This window comes from Clavibacter sp. CT19 (genome assembly GCF_027858075.1).
Taxonomy (GTDB): domain Bacteria; phylum Actinomycetota; class Actinomycetes; order Actinomycetales; family Microbacteriaceae; genus Clavibacter; species Clavibacter tessellarius_A.
Map to the genome: position 1 here is coordinate 166,146 of NZ_JAQHYR010000004.1, position 15,894 is coordinate 182,039.

The window sequence follows — 15,894 nt, forward strand, 5'->3', positions numbered from 1 at the left end:
ATGCAGCACGGGCGCGTCGCCATCCCGTGCACACATGGCCGACATGGTGACCCGTCGGCGATCACGTCTTCCCCCGATGCGGCAGCGACGACGGAGATGCAGTAGGAATGCATGCTGAACACAGGACAGGCCGGGAACACGACCCTGGCAGACATCGTCACGCTCGCGTTGGGCTTGGACACGGGGAGCGATGAGGTGCGTGACGGATTTCCGTGCATCTACTCCAGGCTCGATCCCGAGACACTGGAGGGCACGCTGGAGTGCATGCTCGAACGATACCCGGTGGTGGTAGACGACAGGGAGGTCTACCCGGAGCCCGTGGTCGAAGGCGGTCACGGTCTGATCTACTACGGTCAACAATTCATCGACGTCATCGACGCGGCACGGTCACAGCTCGATGGCGAGAGCGTGGAACCCTTCATCCAAGCGCTGAATCACTATCGCGACAACGATGACTTCATGGACTTCTGAGTGATCGGGGTCGGCTCGCATGCACCTCGACCCGTTGGCCCGGTGACGCACCGAACCCAGGAAACCACACGCCGGCGGCCCCGCATGCACCAGCGCTCACATCATCGTACCGAGGACCCTCGCCCCCTTAGGGCGGACTCCGATACAGTACAGTCCTCATGGATCTATAGGAGGCACAGCCATGGAGCTGGAGGTTCTCGGAACTTCATCTTCCACGCCCGATCGAGACGACTTGGAATCGATCGTGCTTCCCGGAGACCATGGGCTTCCTGGATCGTTCAAGCGCTTCGCCGCCCAATTCGGCTATGGACGCATGTGCGGCCTGCTGATCATGTACTCGTCCGAGCCTTCTCATCCCGACTCCGTCATCCATCAGGGCGCGAGGGTGAAGGGCTTCATCGATCAGGCCCTGCACGAGGACTACCTCGAATTCGATCCTGATGGCGATGAGGCGCTGGCGGCGAGGTTGTACCCGTTCGCGGGCAGCGAGAACGGCGAGTACTTCGCATGGGATGTGCGTGCCGGCTGCGGCGACGAGTACGAGATCTACGTCATCGCGTCGAGGATGGCGGGCATCACGCACGCGGCGCACGATCTCGGCGATCTTCTCGACAAGATGACCTCCATGTCGATCAAGGAGATCATGGGGCCAGGATACGAGCCGTTGCCGCCGACGTTCGAAGCCCTGTCGACCGAGCGCCACGCGCTGGAGCGCCGCGCGTGAGCGGCCCAGCGCCCTTCAACCTCTGGAGTGTGCGTTGAATAGGGTGTTCCCACGGTCAGCGTCCGCCATCGCACCGAGCGGAGATGCCGATGACGATCGCTGACGGGTTCGACCCGCGCATGCTGGATGCTCTCGCTGAGCTGAAGGCCACCTTCCCTCGGCGAGCGAGGGAGACCAAGAGACTCCTGCTCCAGAGCGGGATGTCGGAAGAGTCGATCGATGCAGCGCTCACGATCACGACGGGCCAGCCGAGCAAGGAGATCTTCAACGAGCTTCCCATATTGGATGGCACGTGGCGGCCGCTCACCCCGATGCTGAGGGCGCGCTACTCGTTCGCGTCGTCCATCCGGGATATGACGTGGACATTCCCGTCTCTCAAGGAATCGCGTGCCATCATCTCCCGCCGCACGTTCTCGCAGGCCGTGGCCGCACATGAAGGGCACTGGGAGGGGTCTGCGCCCGCGCAGTTCGACAGAGGGAGGTTGTCCCTCTGCGCGTTCGCGAGCTTGGCGGACGGCGATCTGGCCTATCTGGTGTGGGGCGAGGAGCAAGAGCCCGAGGTATGGGCCTACTTCGGGCAGAGCGAGACGCGACATGAGTCGATGCTCCACTTCGTCGAGTGTCTATGCTCCACGTGATGTCCTGCCCCCCCCCGACCACGCGGCACCGACCGAGGTGCGGATGACGGCCCAGGAGCCGAGAGGCAGAGGGCCGGTAGAGCAACGGAAGATCAGGAGATGATGCGATGCAGAACGTGAGCAACCCGAGATGGTCGGTCGTCTCCTATGACTGCAGGAGTCCCAAGATGCGGGTCTCCGCGGAGCCCTCTCTCTACGTCGACCTGGAACGTCGCGAGCTCGAATGGGATCAGGATCCGCGCCATGACCGGGACCTGCGCCCTGTCTCTGATCTGACGTTCGCACCTGATCTCAGCGGCGTGGATTTCACCTCCTCCTGCGGGGGCGAGGCCGCGAGGTTCCAGGTCAGGAGCTCGCATCCCATAGACAGGGTCGTCTACGAGATGATCAAGGAGACCCTGGCCATGCCCGGAACGGCGACGACCGGCGTCGGCGATACCTTCGAGTTCTCATTCGAGAAGGGCGAGTTCGTCTCCCTCAATCTGATGCGCATATCGAGGGATGGGGTGGTCGGGAAGTCGATCAGGGTCGTGGCGAAGGATGGGGTCGCGTTCATGGTGATCCCGAGCCCCTGGAAGCGGATGGACCTCACGAGCGCCGTGATCGCCGAAGGTCGCGTCAGCCTCGCTTCTCACGATGACTTGTTCAACTACGATCTCCTCCTGCCCGACGGCATCTCGCGCTTCTTCCCGAGGGTGTTCTCCTTCATCCCGGGGGCGGTCGGCTCCATCTGAATGTCCGACCCGGACCATGGCTACCACCTGCGCCACCGGGTGGTCGAGGTGGCGATCGACTGTCCACGCCAGGGCGATGCCCTGCCGGTCCTCACCGTCTCTCGTCACCACGCGCTTCTCCGACGATGGACAGCAGGAGCGGCGACTCGTATCATGTGACATCGCTCGACCGGTGCGCCTCGGCCACCCGGAGCGAGGCAGATGAGGGCCGCGACGGCTGAGCGGCTCCACGACCACGAGGATCGATCAGTGAAGCTGGATGACGCGCTACTGGCCCAGCACGGCCGTTCGCCGGGGGTCGAGGATCTCTTGGGGAAGGAGCTTCCTGAATTCGATCGCGCCGACCCTCGTTTCGGTTTTGTGTTCATGGGGCCGGAGAGGAGCACCGCGGGGAGGAGGGACTTCCTCGCCTTCGCGGAGGTCGTGGACGAAGGCGCCGACCGGATCGGGCTCGACGTGTCGACCGGCGAGGTCCGCGCGTTCTCCCTCGATTCGGGCAGGACCGCGTATGTGAACGACTCGGTCTCGAGCCTCCTCTTTTTCCTGGATCACATGATCGCGTTCGCGATCATCGTGGATGAGCTCGATCCCGATCCTCCGCCGATGACCCTCACGGTCGAGGAGTCGCAGAGGCTCGTGGAGAGATTCGAGCGCGGTGAGCTGCGACCCAGGGTCGACCGTTCCAAGACGAAGGAGAACCAGGCCATCCTCAAGCGCGAGTTGCGCGCGCTACGGGCATTGCTTCGTGAACGGGACGCCAAGGCCCTTCGAGGAAGTGCGTGGTGGGGTCGGGTTATCGACGAGTTCTCCGACGTCCTCGTCTGAGATCAGCGGCTCGCGCGCCCACCCCGTCGCATGCGCGGCGACAGCATCCACTACAGGATTCATCGGAGGTCTTCATGAGCATCATCGACCTCGCCGAGAGGTTCTTCCAAGAACCCGGCAACGAGATCTTCTGTGGAAGCCCGGCTCGAGATGGCGAGATCAGGCGCGCGGAGGCGTCACTGGGGGTCCGATTCGACCCCGACTACGTGCGATTCATCACGGCCTTCGGCGGGTTGTACGTCGGCGTGTCGATCTACGGGTTCCACAACTCCACCATGCTCGAGGCTCTCGATGTCGCGTCGTTGACGAAGAGATACCGCGACGACGGGTGGCCGGGCTCTGAGGACTCATATGTGATCTCCTTTGACATGTCCGGCAACCCGATCATGATCGGGGAGGATGCCCACGTGTTCACCTACGACCACGACTCCGGCGGATACCGAGAGCTGGCGGAGAGCTTCTCGGCATTCGTCGCAGGAGCCCTTCGATGACGAACGACAAGACCGTGCACGTGTGGCTCGGCGTCTACCCGGGGAACGACGGCGAATGGGAGAGGTACTTCGACCTCGACGCATACGGAGCCGAATGCGGATTCTGCAAAGACACCCGGAAGGAGTGGTTCGACTTCGACAAGTTCTCCGCCTACAACAGGGGTGATCCTGCCCCTGTCGACGAGGTCATGGTCGAGGTGCCGTACTCCGAGCAGTTCGAGGACGAGCTCCTGAGCGCGTGCGGAGCTCTCGGGATCACCCGTGCCAGCCATTGCTTCAGCATGATCGATTTCGACGGCGCGGTCGCTGTCGGTTCCGAGTACAACGGCCTGACGTTCGTCGGTGCCTTCGGATTCTCTGCATGATGTTGACACGAGGAGCTCGATTCCTCGCAACATGGCGGCGCGGAACAGATGTGGAGCGCATGTCGCGAGGTTCGGCGCTCACCGGCGATGACCCATCGGCGCAGATCGATCGTGATGGTGGACCGTCGGTGATGCGAGATTCCCTGAGGGGTGGATGGTGACGATGGATTCCGAGTTGGATCGCCTGGGAGGCCTGCTGCTGCTGGGGGGAGAACGTCTCGCGGTCGTTGAGGACAGTGAGGTCCAGAGGATGTCCGCGGAACACCAGGTCGAGTTCACGGAAGGTCACGTCGACCTCCTGCTCAGATACGGCTGCTGCTCCTTTGCGAGAGAGATCTTCGTGAGATTCGAGAGCCCCGAGGCCGCTCATGTCCATGACCCCGCCCTCGGCATTCTTAACTACACGCGAGAGGGGTGCGGACTGTCCCACTTCTATGGGACGGGCGCTCCGGTGGATACCCTCGACATGGAGTGGGCGATAGACACCTATCGTACGCGGATGCCTCACGGCTCCCTTCCTGTCGCGGCTGATGGGAGCGGCGGTCAGATATGCTTCGTCGCCGATCCCTCACGAAGGCGTGGGTTCTACTGGTGGGACCATGAGAATCAATGGGATGAGGAAGACTACGTGGTCGACGTCGGTCAGGAGATGCCCGAGGCCGTGAAGTATCAGAACCTCTACTTCATCGCCGAGGACTTTGAGGGGCTCCCGAAGAGGGCGGAGGTGTTGCCTGATGTGTGAGCTGCTGGGCGATCGGCTGCGGATGACGACATGCACGTGCTCGGCTTCGCGTGACCCCTTCGGCCGGGTCCGCGTCGAGCCTGGACGACTGGCCGGAGAGGATGCGCTGTGACCTATTACTCACTCCTCACCGCGAAGTTCGATGAACTCGCGACCGTCGACTTCTCCGGGAAATGGAGTCGACTCGTCGAACACTTCGTGTTCGGTGGTGATGGTAGGTTCCTCGAATTCGTCGAGCTCCGTGCTCGAGCCCAGTCCGGGTACACGGGCTCAGATCTCGAGGAGATCGACTACGTCGCGTCCACTTCTTCGGTCCCCATCTTCTCCAAGCGTTTCGTCGACCTGATCGGCCAGACGCTGGAGGACGAGTTGGTCTTCCACCCCTGCGTGATCGAATGCGAAGGGAGGGACTATGAGTTCTTCGCGGCACGGACGCTCCTGCGACTGGATCTCGTCGACGCGGCTCGCTCCTCGAGCCGCCCATTGCCAGATGGAAGTATCTCGCTGACGAAACTCGCGTATCTCGACGAATCGCGAACCGACTTCCACATCGCCCGGGACAGGAGCGAGGTCTTCGGTGTCGTCGTCACGGACGCGATGAGATCGTTGTGCGAGGCGCATGATCTGAAGATCGACTTCCTCCCGAAGGCGCCTCCCGGCCCATGGATTCGCGGCGGCCGGCCGTGATGTCCGCATTCGAGGTGGGCAGCGAGAGCACGGGGTTGCGACCCGGCGCAGAGCATCTGCACCCCGTGTCCCGGGTGCCGTCCTCGTCGCCGCCGACACCGGCGGACGGGATGGCGCGCCCCAGGGGATGTGCCGCGTCGTCACCCAGCGACGCGGTCGCGGGAAGACGCGCGAAGCGCATCTCGACCCCATAGCGTCATGCGCGCGCGTCGGTGCCCGCCAGCCAGCCGAGGAGGTCGTCGGTGACGAACACGCCCTCCTCGGCGACATCCGCTGCCAGGGCACCCAGATCGACGCGGAACACCTCGGCACCGAGGCGGCCCGTCGCCGCCCGGAAGTCCGCCCCGGTCGCGCGCATCAGGTAGCCGTTCCCGCCGCTGTCGTCGCCGACGAGCACCCATCCGGGCGCGTAGAGCTCGACCTCGTAGGTGGCGTTGCGTTCGCCGATGTCGTCGGGTCCGTAGATGTGGGTGCCGTCGTCCCCGAGGACGCCGGGTGCGCAACGCCACAGATCCGCCATCGCCGGTGTGGGCGCGGAGCGCAGCACCTCATCGGACACCGACGGCGGCACGGAGCTCTCCGCGAAGACGGGGCCTTCCGCAGCCTCGGCGAACCACGCGTCCCGCAGGGGCCCTGGGGGGTTGAGGCGCCGCACGAAGCCGACGTCAGACGGGTCGGGCGGCATCGTACCGACCAGCAACAGGACACGGGCGCGATCCTCGTCGACGCCGAAGACGCCTCGCGTGTCGAGAATCCGCAGAGCCTCCTCGAGAGTCGCCAGCCGTACATCGAATTCGATGTCCCCCGGGGCGTCGTCCATCTCGGCCAGCATGCCGCGGGCATCCCATGCGGGCGCGATGGCCGCGAAGTGCTCGTCCCCGGCGACCGCGAACTCCGAGGCCGCCAGGTCCCAGAGATCGGCCCCGCCGCCCGTCACGCACAGGTACGGGCGCAGGGCCTCCCCGCTCGTCACGAGCGCGACGACGCACCATCCTTCGCGGATCGTCGCCGGCAGTTCGGCGAGAGCACGCTCGGCGGCGTCGGCCACGATCACCGCCAGCTCCGCATCTGGTACCGGCCGAGTGGGCGGCGGCTCGGCAGCGGGAGCGAGAGCGTCCTCCAGCTCATCGGTCGAGATCGCCGTCCCCAGCCCGACCGAGGCTCCCACGGGGAGGAGATGCACGTCGTGGGCGAACGGCTCGATGAGGGCCAGCACCTCCCGGATGCGGGAGCGAGCGAGCGCGACCGGTTCATCGATGAGCGGAGCACCCGCGTCGACCCGGCGAGCGATCTCGGACGCCCCGATCCCGATCAGATGGTGCAGCCGCATGATCACGGCCACCGGTGGGCGTTCCGTGAGGCACACCACTACGCGCGCATCTTCGTTCCTGTCATCCGCTCGTGGCACGCGCATACGCTCTCATGCGGCGCGTACTCCGACAACGCCACCACGCGAGAGGTCTCAGGGTCGGAGATGACTTCTCGAAACGCACGATCCACCCCCGTCCCGTCGAGACCGGCTCGGCGCCCGGCGTCTCGCACCCGGCCGCCGGACGAATCCAGCGAGCCATGAAGCCCCGGCCGCGCTTTCGTCGGCTTCGAGCTCTGCTATCGTCCTGAACACTGTTCATTGAACACCGTTTAGGAGGAGCGTTGGCTCTCGCTGTCGCACCGCAGGCCAGGCGGTACCTGGCCGATACCATCCGAGGATCCCGAATCAGGGATGCCGTGCTCGTGACACTGGGGACCGCGTTCATCGTCGTGTCGGCCACGATCACCATCCCCCTCCCGTTCACGCCGGTGCCCATCACGATGTCGACCTTCGCGGTGCTGGCGACCGGCGCCGCGCTGGGATCCTCGCGGGGTGCGATGAGCGCCGTGCTGTACCTGGCGCTCGGTGCGGGAGGAGCCCCGGTGTTCTCCTCCGGCCAGTCGGGGATCGCGTTCCCGACCTTCGGCTACATCGTCGGATTCGTCGCCGCAGCCCTCATCGTGGGTCAGCTCGCGCGACGCCGGGCGGATCGGAAGGTGGGGACGACGCTGCTCCTCGGCGCGCTCGGCACGATCGTCATCTACGCCTTCGGCGTGCCGTGGCTCGCCGTGTCCCTGCACGTCGACCTCGGGCGCGCGCTCCTGCTCGGGGTCGTCCCGTTCCTGATCGGCGACACCGTGAAGGTACTGGCCTTGAGCGCCCTCCTCCCGACCGCATGGAGGGCCGTCCAGCGGGTGAGCCCGGATCCCGCCGGCGGCGACGCGTGAGCGAAGTCCACGACCTGGTCGACACCGTGCTCGACGGCGGCACGATCACCGTCGACGACGCCATCCGGGTCCTCGCGACGCCGGACGACGAGGTCCTCGATCTCGTCGCAGCGGTCGCGCGGATCCGCAGACGACACTTCGGCAACCGGGTGAAGCTGAACTACCTGGTGAACCTCAAGTCCGGACTGTGCCCGGAGAACTGCGGCTACTGCTCCCAAGCCCTCGGATCCACCGCGCCCATCCTGAAGTACTCCTGGCTCACGACGGACGAGGCGGTCGAGCAGGCGGAGCTCGGCATCACGGGTGGGGCGGCTCGCGTCTGCCTGGTCGCCAGCGGACGCGGACCGTCTCACCGCGACATCGACCGGGTGGCGGACATCGCCTCCCGCGTGAAGGGCCGGCGACCGAGCGTGGAGGTCTGCGCGTGCCTCGGGCTCCTCCGCGGCGGCCAGGCCGAACGCCTCGCCGCCGCAGGAGTCGACGCCTACAACCACAACATCAACACCGCAGAGTCATTCCACGACGAGATCGTGCAGACCCACACCTACGCCGATCGCATCGACACCATCACGGCGGTGCAGCGTGCGGGCGTCTCCCCTTGCAGCGGCCTGATCGTCGGCCTCGGCGAGGCCGACCGCCAGGTGATCGAGGCTCTCGGCGCGCTCCGCGACCTCGGAGCCGAGTCCGTCCCCATCAACTTCCTCGTCCCGTTCGATGGCACACCGATGGCCGGTCGATGGACGCTGACCCCGCTGCGGTGTCTCACGATCGTGGCGCTGGCCCGACTGATGTGCCCGGACGCGGAGATCCGGCTGGCCGGCGGACGAGAGCTCCACCTGGGCTCGCTCCAGGGCCTGGCGCTCCATGTCGCGAACTCGATGTTCCTGGGCGACTACCTGACCGCAGAAGGACAGACGGCCGCGGCGGACCACACCCTCATCCGCGAGAACGGGTTCGTCGTCGCGGGAGCCGGAGACGGGAGCGAGATCGCCGGGAGCCCTCAGCCGCCGCGCCCTCGCCGACGGGGCGCAGGTACGGCTCTCGACGCCAATGCCTGACCTCGGCCGGACATCGTGCGCGCTGCCGTCGGGATGTTGACACGCCCCCGCTGCTCGGCCATCCTGTTATCGCTCGATAACCGGTGAGCGGCGGAGAGGTGCACCATGTCGGAGCGGAGCGTCCCCGCCCGCAACGACGAACTGCTCGCCGCGTCGATGCGCGCCTTCGCTGCTCGGGGCTACTTCGGCACCACCACCGCGCAGGTCGCCGAGCAGATGGGCGTATCGCAGCCGTACGTCATCCAGGCCTACGGGTCGAAACGGCTGCTCTTCATACGGACACACGCACACGCGGGGGAGATGATCATCGACACGTTCCGGACCGCGCCCGTTCGAGGGTTCGATCCTCAGCGCCTCGGAGCCGCCTACCGGGAGCTCGTGCTCTCGAAGCCGGAAGCCGTGCTGGTCCACGCGCACGGGTTCTCCGCCGCCACAGCCGAACCCGAGATCGGGCGCGAATCACGCCGCCTGTTCGGAGAGGTCTATCGCACGCTGTGCGACAAGGGCGGCTCCGATGACGAGGTGGCGTCCTTCATCGGCCGCGGCATGCTCATCAACAACCTGATGCTGATGGAAGCCGCCCGGTTCGCGGACGAACACGCATTCCGCGGTCTCGTCGAGACCATCCTCCGCATCCCCTCCCCCGGCACCGACCGCCCTCCCCTTCCCGACCCCGCCCTTCCTCACCAGGAGTGAGATGACCACGCACATCCCGTTCACCGACAACGTCACCGACCTGTCCAACCAGGACGGCTACCAATTCGAGTTCCGCTGCGAGCGCTGCGGCAACGGCTTCCGATCCGCATTCCGCCGCGACCCGCGTGCGACAGGACAGAAGCTCGCCCGGGGCTTGAGCGGACTCATCGGCGGCCCCATCGCTCAGGTCGGGTACGTGGCCGACCGGCTCCTGGACCGGGGAACCAACTCACCCGCCAAGGACCAGGCCCTGCAATCAGCGACCGCTGAGATCGCGCCCCGCTTCCACCAATGCCGCGGGTGCGGCGACTGGGTCTGCGGCGACGGCTGCTGGAACACCGATGTCGGACAGTGCGTCCGTTGCTCGCCCGTCATCGTGGAACAGCTGGCTCAGCTCCAGGCAGAGGCCCGCCGCACCCAGATGCAGCAGCGACTCGAGACCGTCGACCTCGTCGGGGACATGTCGCTCGCGCAGCAGGCGCATCCGGCATGTCCGTCATGCGGTGCGCAGGCACGTGGCGGGAAGTTCTGCACCGAGTGCGGCGGCTCCCTCGGGATGACCCGCCCCTGCGGCGCCTGCGGCGCGGACCTGACGAGAAGCGCTCGATTCTGCGCCGAGTGCGGAACCGCGTCCGTGTCATGAGCGGGTCGGCCGGGAGACCCGGGCCGACGACCGATCCCGGGGCTCGGACCCGACCAGCCTCGGCACGTGGCCGCTCCGATGCGGACTCACCGCGTCACACCTGACGCAGCCGACGCCAGACAATAGCCCGTCCACGAGCACCACGTCGCCGGATGCACCCAGATCCTCCTACCCCCCACCCACGCCTGCGCCGATTCCCACGAGGACCCACCGGCCAGGAACCACGAAGAGAACGATTGGAGTCACGCGAATGACCGATGCACCCCCCACTCCCCCGCAGGATGACCGCCCCACCACAGGTCACGACCAGACGCCCCCTCCGGGCGCGTCCGAGAATCCCGGCACGGCAGGAACACCCGGAGCTGGAAACCCGTACAGCAGCAGCCATCCGACACCTCCGCTGCGTCCCGATGAGGAGAAGCTCTGGGCGACCCTGATCCACATCGGCGGCGTCCTCTTCGGCTTCGTGATTCCCCTCGTCGGCTATCTCGTCCTGCGCGAGCGAGGCCCGTTCATCAAGGAGCACACGCGACGCGCGCTGAACTTCCACCTGACGATGCTGATCGCCTACGTCGTCGGCTTGGTCCTGTCGGTCGTCGGCATCGGGCTGCTGATCGTGTTCGCGATCTGGGTCGTCACGATCGTCTTCGCGATCATGGCCGCCGTCGCGGCGAACCAGGGCCGCCCGTACAAGTACCCGCTCTCGATCGAGCTGATCAAGAACTAGGTGTCGCTGGTGGCTGTCGGGTCCGCCTGTGCTGATCCGACAGCCACCGCCGTCATCCCGCCCATGACGCTAGGGACGCTCCTGCTCGCGGCGAATGAGGGGGCACGAGCGAAGCTCATGGACAGTCGAAGCCTCAGCGCGGTATGAGCCGCGTTCCCAGGATGGAGTCGATTCATGAAACGGTCGGAGATGACTGCACTGCGTCGTAGATGGACATCCGCGATGATCGACGATCTGCGGCATCAGCTTGCAGTCAAGGGACGTCGGCCCGCGAGGAACGCCCACGAGCTCGTCTCTGCGTGGCCGGATACACCGGAGGGCATGACCGATCTGCGCGGGATCGAGGTCGGCGCCGAAGTCCTGGCCCTCGTCTACCTCACCGTCACGCGCGTAGACCTCAGCTTCTCTCGCGGTGATTCGAGGTGCTCCCAGTCGGAGATCTACGACAGTCGGTTCGACGCCGTCAAGCTCACCGGTCAGCCGCGCTTCAACCGCAGGTTCGAGCGCTGCAGCTTCCGCGGCGCCGACCTGACTCGCCTCGCGGTGGGGCCTCACGTCATCGACTGCGACTTCACCGATGCCCGGGCCCCTCGACTCGAGTCCGCTCCCAACACGGTTTTCGAGCGGTGCCGCTTCGACGGTGCGGATCTCCGAGGAGCGGTCTTCCGGCACACTACCTTCACCGACTGCTCGTTCGTGGGGGCGAAGTTCTCGGAGGCGACCGTCTTCGACCGTTGCTCGCTACAGCGGACAGCACTCGATTCTGGAGATGCACGGCTCACCCGCGTGATGCGAGACGGCGTCTCGCTTCCCGATCAGTGGCCGGGCGAGGCTGAGTGGAATGCGACGGAGGAGAGGTACCTCGACCGGTACCGCCGCGCATTCCTCGCCGGAGATGCCGAGACGATGCCGCTTGATCCGTACGATCCGGATCTGGAGTAGAGGTGGCGAGGCTGAGACCGATGATCGCGCCGGCCGTGGAGCAGGGCGTCGGAGAGGAGACACGCTTAGAATCCACTCGCCCCCCGGAAACCTCGGTGGTCGGGTGGGACGAAGGCGCGGTGTCCTCCCCGCCTCGGCGGAATCCGATGGTCCGCGGCCTGGTGCTCGGGACCCGGGTCGTCGCTCGAGGTGGGAGTCGGCGCGTGACACGGCGCACAGGACTCAGGGCATGGTGCTGAAGGTCGGGCCGATCCGCTCCGCGAGCGAGGCCCGGATGGCGCGCGGTGCCGATGTCATCAGCGTGCGACTGTCCGACAAGGGACACCCGGACGCGGCGCGTGCGATCACGACGACGACCTACGTGGAGATCAGAGCGTCGACGGATGCGGAGATCTCGATGCAGGTCGACCCGCTGTCCGTCGACCGTGATCTGGTCGATCGTCTCGCGCCGGACTACCTCGAATTCCCTCCGGCCGACCCGGAGAAGACCGACCTGCTGCGCCGCGAACTCGCCTCGATGGCGCCACTCGGAGTGCCGTGGATCTGCACGGGCATGTGGTTCGGGCGAGACGACCTCTGGCTCCTCGACCACAAGGCCCACCTGAGTCGGCTCGTCGAGGCAGGAGCCCGATTCATCCAGATCGAGATGGACTCGCTGATCGCCCCTGATCACCGCATCGACCCGGGCGATGCGGAACGCATGGAGGATCTGGTCGCGCGCTTCCCCGTCCTCGTCACCGATGGGTTCACGACGTCTCTGCCCATCTCGCCCGCGGGGGCAGCCGGCGTCTACCTCGAACTCGGTGAGGGCGGGGCGAGACCGATGACGTTCCCCTTCTCGACCGCAGTCCGGCTGATGCGGACTCGTCGATGACGCGCCCGAGTAGGAGTCCACGTGTTCGATGAGGCCGCGCTGCGGAGGATCGCCGCTTGCGCTTCCGTAATCCGGCACGGACCACCTGTGGATCCCGCATGGGTAGCCGCCGCGGAGGAGGCGATCGGCTTCCCGCTTCCCGAGTCCTACAAGTGGTGGTTGACGGAGTTCGGGGACACCTCCATTGCTGGACAGGACATGCTGACGCTCGCGCCACCGGAGTTCCGTGACGATGCCGACCAGGACCTCATCTACGTACGGAAGCTGGATCTGAGGAACGGCGTCACACCCGTAGATCGGTTGCACTTCTTCGTGCCCAGCCCGGAGGAGTCGTTCGCGTTCGATCTGGCCGGCTACGACCGGGGCGAGTACCCGGTGATCCGAGAGGACGCGCTGGGCGGTGGTGATCACGTCTACGCCGGGACCTTCGCCGAGTTCATGGAGAGGCGGACGGCGGAATACGACGAGTAGACCGGAATGACACATGCGCGTCCGAGCGACGTCCTGTCGTACGCGCGCTGCGGAGTGGCGAATCCGGCTCAGGCGGCGGCCGCGCCCGGATCCGGCAGCACCTGGCAGTGCGGGCACAGGTGCGAGCCGCGGTTCATGAACGCCTCGCGCACGATCGGCGTGCCGCAGCGCGGGCACGGCTTGCCCTGCTGTCCGTAGGCGTTGAGGGAGTGCGAGAAGTAGCCCGAGGCGCCGTTCACGTTGACGTACTGCGCGTCGAAGCTCGTGCCGCCCTCGGCCAGCGCCCGGGCGAGCACGTGCCGCACCTCCGCGAGCAGCTTCAGCGCGCGGCCGCGGCCGAGCTGATCCGTGGGGTGCGCGTAGTGGATCCGCGCGGCCCAGAGAGCCTCGTCCGCGTAGATGTTGCCGATGCCGCTCACGAGCGTCTGGTCGAGCAGCGCGCGCTTGATCCCCGTGCGCCGCCGGGCGAGGCGGTCGAGCAGCAGCTCGTCGTCGAACGCCGGGTCGAGGGGATCGCGCGCGATGTGGGCCACCTGCGTCGGCACGACGGCGAGGGCAGATCCGCGGCCGCCGGCGTGCCTGTCGGGCGTGGGGACGAGGCGGTCGACCGCCATGGAGCCGAAGATCCGCTGGTCCACGAACGCGACCACGAGCTCGCCGTGCGCCGGATGCTCGATGCCCAGGCGGATCCGCAGCAACCCGTCGGGGTCGGAGCCGGGCTCGCGGAGCAGCACCTGCCCGCTCATGCCGAGATGCGTGACAAGCGCGCGGGGCCCGGTCGCGTCGCGTGCGGCGTCGGGCTCGAGCGGCAGCCAGAGGAACTTGCCGCGGCGGACGGCGGACGAGATGACGCGGCCCACGAGCAGGTCGACGAACGCGCCCTCGAGCGGGTCGTGCCGCTTGAGGGACCGGGCGTCGAGGATCTCGACGCCGGTGATGCGCGCACCGGTCACGGCGGGCTCGAGGCCGGCGCGGACGACCTCGACCTCGGGGAGCTCGGGCACCGCGGGTCAGGCCGTGGTGCGCGCCTCGAGGCGCGTCCACGCCTCGAGCGCGGCCGTCATCTCGGCCTGCTTCTTGCTGGATCCCTCGCCCGTGGTGCGGACGGCCGAGCCCACCGTGACGACGGCGTGGAAGCGCTTGCTGTGGTCGGGACCGCTGTCGCTCACGTCGTAGACGGGGGCAGGCAGGCCCTGGCGTGCGGCGCTCTCCTGGAGCGCGGTCTTCGGATCCATGGCGGCGCCGAAGCGCGCCGGGTCCTCGAGGAGCGGCGCGATGAGGCGCAGCACGAGGCCGGTCGCGGCCTCCCCCCCCGGCGTCGAGGTACGCGGCGCCGATGATGGCCTCGACCGTGTCGGCGAGGATCGACGACTTGGCGCGGCCGCCCGTGAGCTCCTCGCCGCGGCCGAGCAGGAGGTGCTCGCCGAGCCCGATGCGGGTGGCGACCTCCGCGAGGGCCACGCTGGAGACGAGGCTGGCGCGCCGCTTGGCGAGCTCGCCCTCGTCGAGGTCGGGGTTCTCGAGGTAGAGCATGACCGTGACGGCCTGCCCGAGGATGGAGTCGCCGAGGAACTCGAGGCGCTCGTTGTGCGGGATGCCGCCGTGCTCGTACGCGTACGAGCGGTGGGTGAGCGCGAGCTCGAGGAGCTCGGGGCTCACGTCCACGGCGAGGAGGCGCCGGAGCGCGTCGCGGTCGCCGTGGACGTGGGATCCCGGGGTGTCGGTCATGTCCGACGGACCGTGCGGGTCGCGACTAGACGTCGGCGACCTTGCGGCCCTTGTACTCCATGTACAGGGGCGTGCCGGCGGCGTCCTCGACCACGCGCGCGCGGTGGGGCATGGAGTAGACGACCTTGCCGTTCTCGATGGTCTTGACGAGCGTGGGAGCCTCGGCCTTCCACTGCGAGCGACGCGCGCGCGTGTTGGATCGGGACATCTTTCTCTTGGGAACAGCCATGGCTAACTCTCATCTCTCTGCGTTTCGGTGTCGGCGTCTTCACGCGCCGCACCGCTGTCTTCGGAAGCTCGGAAGCCGGACAGGGCTGCCCAGCGCTGGTCTATCACGGGCTCCGGGTCGGAGTCCGCGAGGACCAGGCTGATGCCGGGACCCAGATCGAGATCGAGGTCCTCGCCCGGCACTTCGGGCTGGAACGGCAGTGAAAGGACCACCGCATCCCGGATGACCGGCTCCAGGTCCACGTGCTCGTCCTGGACCTGGTAGTCGAAAGCTTCATCAAGAGAGTACGCGAACATCTCCGCGAAATCGACCTGGACACGCTCCTGCATGTCGGCGAGGGTGCGCGCGGACTGCCCGTCGGCCACCGTGTCGACGTCGCCGGTGACCAGGATCCCGTCGTGGAGGGACTCCAGCCGGACGCTCACCTGCATCTCGCGGCCCGCGGGGACGGCGATGAGGCCCTCCCCCATGCGCTCCGGCAGGGTGATGGTCAGCTCGAGCTCGCGCATCTCACCGGGGCGGTGCACGATGTCGTGGACGTTGACCGTGAATGGGGTCTTCTGGAACCGGGACACCCGTAGATCCTACGG

Annotated in this window: 21 protein-coding genes and 1 pseudogene; 17 read left to right on the forward strand and 5 right to left on the reverse strand. The window is 66.9% G+C overall.

Annotation, left to right across the window (positions count from 1 at the left end; translation table 11 throughout):
- The first annotated feature begins 111 nt into the window (after positions 1–111).
- The 9 genes from PED38_RS06655 to PED38_RS06695 all read left to right on the forward strand — a co-directional run bounded on the left by PED38_RS06655 (position 112) and on the right by PED38_RS06695 (position 5,677).
- Positions 112–471 carry a DUF7716 domain-containing protein gene (locus PED38_RS06655; protein WP_270980431.1) on the forward strand — a complete coding sequence of 120 codons (360 nt, stop codon included), beginning with the start codon at positions 112–114 and terminating at the stop codon, positions 469–471.
- Between the two features lie 181 nt (positions 472–652).
- Complete coding sequence (locus PED38_RS06660) at positions 653–1,195, forward strand: hypothetical protein (protein ID WP_270980433.1); 543 nt, start codon at positions 653–655, stop codon at positions 1,193–1,195.
- Positions 1,196–1,284: 89 nt separating this feature from the next.
- Positions 1,285–1,833, forward strand: a complete 549-nt coding sequence (locus PED38_RS06665) for a hypothetical protein (protein WP_270980435.1) — start codon at positions 1,285–1,287, stop codon at positions 1,831–1,833.
- Positions 1,834–1,940: 107 nt separating this feature from the next.
- Complete coding sequence (locus PED38_RS06670) at positions 1,941–2,567, forward strand: hypothetical protein (protein WP_270980437.1); 627 nt, start codon at positions 1,941–1,943, stop codon at positions 2,565–2,567.
- Between the two features lie 249 nt (positions 2,568–2,816).
- The gene (locus tag PED38_RS06675) at positions 2,817–3,392 is read left to right on the forward strand and encodes an SUKH-4 family immunity protein (protein WP_270980439.1); all 576 of its coding nucleotides are present in this window, start codon (positions 2,817–2,819) and stop codon (positions 3,390–3,392) included.
- A gap of 74 nt (positions 3,393–3,466) precedes the next feature.
- Complete coding sequence (locus PED38_RS06680; RefSeq protein WP_270980441.1) at positions 3,467–3,883, forward strand: SMI1/KNR4 family protein; 417 nt, start codon at positions 3,467–3,469, stop codon at positions 3,881–3,883.
- On the forward strand, positions 3,880–4,248 hold the full coding sequence (locus tag PED38_RS06685; RefSeq protein ID WP_270980442.1) for an immunity 22 family protein: 369 nt from the start codon (positions 3,880–3,882) through the stop codon (positions 4,246–4,248). The genes PED38_RS06680 and PED38_RS06685 overlap by 4 nt, the downstream gene beginning before the upstream one ends.
- 163 nt (positions 4,249–4,411) lie before the next feature.
- A complete protein-coding gene (locus PED38_RS06690; RefSeq protein ID WP_270980443.1) occupies positions 4,412–4,990 on the forward strand; it encodes a hypothetical protein in 579 nt (192 codons plus the stop codon).
- Between the two features lie 108 nt (positions 4,991–5,098).
- A complete protein-coding gene (locus PED38_RS06695; RefSeq protein WP_270980444.1) occupies positions 5,099–5,677 on the forward strand; it encodes a hypothetical protein in 579 nt (192 codons plus the stop codon).
- A 196-nt stretch (positions 5,678–5,873) separates the two neighbouring features.
- Here the strand turns inward: PED38_RS06695 and PED38_RS06700 are convergent, their stop codons facing one another.
- Positions 5,874–7,019, reverse strand: coding sequence for a DUF4303 domain-containing protein (locus tag PED38_RS06700; protein ID WP_270980445.1), 1,146 nt, complete (start codon positions 7,017–7,019; stop codon positions 5,874–5,876).
- 392 nt (positions 7,020–7,411) lie between these two features.
- Here PED38_RS06700 and PED38_RS06705 point away from each other — a divergent pair, with 392 nt between their 5' ends.
- The 8 genes from PED38_RS06705 to PED38_RS06740 all read left to right on the forward strand — a co-directional run bounded on the left by PED38_RS06705 (position 7,412) and on the right by PED38_RS06740 (position 13,347).
- Positions 7,412–7,936 (forward strand): biotin transporter BioY, encoded by a 525-nt coding sequence (locus PED38_RS06705; RefSeq protein WP_270980447.1) that lies wholly within the window; start codon positions 7,412–7,414, stop codon positions 7,934–7,936.
- On the forward strand, positions 7,933–8,994 hold the full coding sequence (bioB, locus tag PED38_RS06710; protein WP_270980449.1) for a biotin synthase BioB: 1,062 nt from the start codon (positions 7,933–7,935) through the stop codon (positions 8,992–8,994). Before PED38_RS06705 ends, bioB begins: the two co-directional genes overlap by 4 nt.
- Positions 8,995–9,099: 105 nt before the next feature.
- A complete protein-coding gene (locus tag PED38_RS06715; protein ID WP_270980451.1) occupies positions 9,100–9,690 on the forward strand; it encodes a TetR/AcrR family transcriptional regulator in 591 nt (196 codons plus the stop codon).
- 1 nt (position 9,691) lies between these two features.
- Positions 9,692–10,333, forward strand: coding sequence for a zinc ribbon domain-containing protein (locus PED38_RS06720; RefSeq protein ID WP_270980452.1), 642 nt, complete (start codon positions 9,692–9,694; stop codon positions 10,331–10,333).
- 250 nt (positions 10,334–10,583) lie between these two features.
- On the forward strand, positions 10,584–11,060 hold the full coding sequence (locus PED38_RS06725) for a DUF4870 domain-containing protein (RefSeq protein WP_333720439.1): 477 nt from the start codon (positions 10,584–10,586) through the stop codon (positions 11,058–11,060).
- 222 nt (positions 11,061–11,282) lie between these two features.
- A complete protein-coding gene (locus PED38_RS06730; protein ID WP_270980454.1) occupies positions 11,283–12,002 on the forward strand; it encodes a pentapeptide repeat-containing protein in 720 nt (239 codons plus the stop codon).
- A 229-nt stretch (positions 12,003–12,231) separates the two neighbouring features.
- Positions 12,232–12,876 carry a hypothetical protein gene (locus PED38_RS06735; protein ID WP_270980456.1) on the forward strand — a complete coding sequence of 215 codons (645 nt, stop codon included), beginning with the start codon at positions 12,232–12,234 and terminating at the stop codon, positions 12,874–12,876.
- Positions 12,877–12,897: 21 nt separating this feature from the next.
- Positions 12,898–13,347, forward strand: coding sequence for an SMI1/KNR4 family protein (locus tag PED38_RS06740; RefSeq protein WP_270980458.1), 450 nt, complete (start codon positions 12,898–12,900; stop codon positions 13,345–13,347).
- A gap of 68 nt (positions 13,348–13,415) precedes the next feature.
- Here the strand turns inward: PED38_RS06740 and mutM are convergent, their stop codons facing one another.
- The 4 genes and pseudogenes from mutM to PED38_RS06760 form a co-directional block, all read right to left on the reverse strand.
- Positions 13,416–14,351 (reverse strand): bifunctional DNA-formamidopyrimidine glycosylase/DNA-(apurinic or apyrimidinic site) lyase, encoded by a 936-nt coding sequence (gene mutM, locus PED38_RS06745; protein WP_270980459.1) that lies wholly within the window; start codon positions 14,349–14,351, stop codon positions 13,416–13,418.
- 6 nt (positions 14,352–14,357) lie between these two features.
- Positions 14,358–15,075 (reverse strand): annotated as a pseudogene (gene rnc, locus PED38_RS06750) (ribonuclease III).
- A gap of 25 nt (positions 15,076–15,100) precedes the next feature.
- Positions 15,101–15,304, reverse strand: a complete 204-nt coding sequence (gene rpmF / locus PED38_RS06755) for a 50S ribosomal protein L32 (RefSeq protein WP_012038043.1) — start codon at positions 15,302–15,304, stop codon at positions 15,101–15,103.
- Between the two features lie 2 nt (positions 15,305–15,306).
- The gene (locus PED38_RS06760) at positions 15,307–15,879 is read right to left on the reverse strand and encodes a YceD family protein (RefSeq protein WP_270980461.1); all 573 of its coding nucleotides are present in this window, start codon (positions 15,877–15,879) and stop codon (positions 15,307–15,309) included.
- Positions 15,880–15,894 lie beyond the last annotated feature (15 nt).

Excerpts from the sequence above, each read along its gene's own strand:
- PED38_RS06655 (WP_270980431.1), top strand. The coding sequence starts at position 112 with ATGCTGAACACAGGACAGGCCGGGAACACGACCCTGGCAGACATCGTC.
- PED38_RS06660 (WP_270980433.1), top strand. The coding sequence starts at position 653 with ATGGAGCTGGAGGTTCTCGGAACTTCATCTTCCACGCCCGATCGAGAC.
- PED38_RS06665 (WP_270980435.1), top strand. The coding sequence starts at position 1,285 with ATGACGATCGCTGACGGGTTCGACCCGCGCATGCTGGATGCTCTCGCT.
- PED38_RS06670 (WP_270980437.1), top strand. The coding sequence starts at position 1,941 with ATGCAGAACGTGAGCAACCCGAGATGGTCGGTCGTCTCCTATGACTGC.
- PED38_RS06680 (WP_270980441.1), top strand. The coding sequence starts at position 3,467 with ATGAGCATCATCGACCTCGCCGAGAGGTTCTTCCAAGAACCCGGCAAC.
- PED38_RS06685 (WP_270980442.1), top strand. The coding sequence starts at position 3,880 with ATGACGAACGACAAGACCGTGCACGTGTGGCTCGGCGTCTACCCGGGG.
- PED38_RS06690 (WP_270980443.1), top strand. The coding sequence starts at position 4,412 with ATGGATTCCGAGTTGGATCGCCTGGGAGGCCTGCTGCTGCTGGGGGGA.
- PED38_RS06715 (WP_270980451.1), top strand. The coding sequence starts at position 9,100 with ATGTCGGAGCGGAGCGTCCCCGCCCGCAACGACGAACTGCTCGCCGCG.
- PED38_RS06720 (WP_270980452.1), top strand. The coding sequence starts at position 9,692 with ATGACCACGCACATCCCGTTCACCGACAACGTCACCGACCTGTCCAAC.
- PED38_RS06725 (WP_333720439.1), top strand. The coding sequence starts at position 10,584 with ATGACCGATGCACCCCCCACTCCCCCGCAGGATGACCGCCCCACCACA.
- PED38_RS06730 (WP_270980454.1), top strand. The coding sequence starts at position 11,283 with ATGATCGACGATCTGCGGCATCAGCTTGCAGTCAAGGGACGTCGGCCC.
- PED38_RS06735 (WP_270980456.1), top strand. The coding sequence starts at position 12,232 with ATGGTGCTGAAGGTCGGGCCGATCCGCTCCGCGAGCGAGGCCCGGATG.
- rpmF (WP_012038043.1), bottom strand. The coding sequence starts at position 15,304 with ATGGCTGTTCCCAAGAGAAAGATGTCCCGATCCAACACGCGCGCGCGT.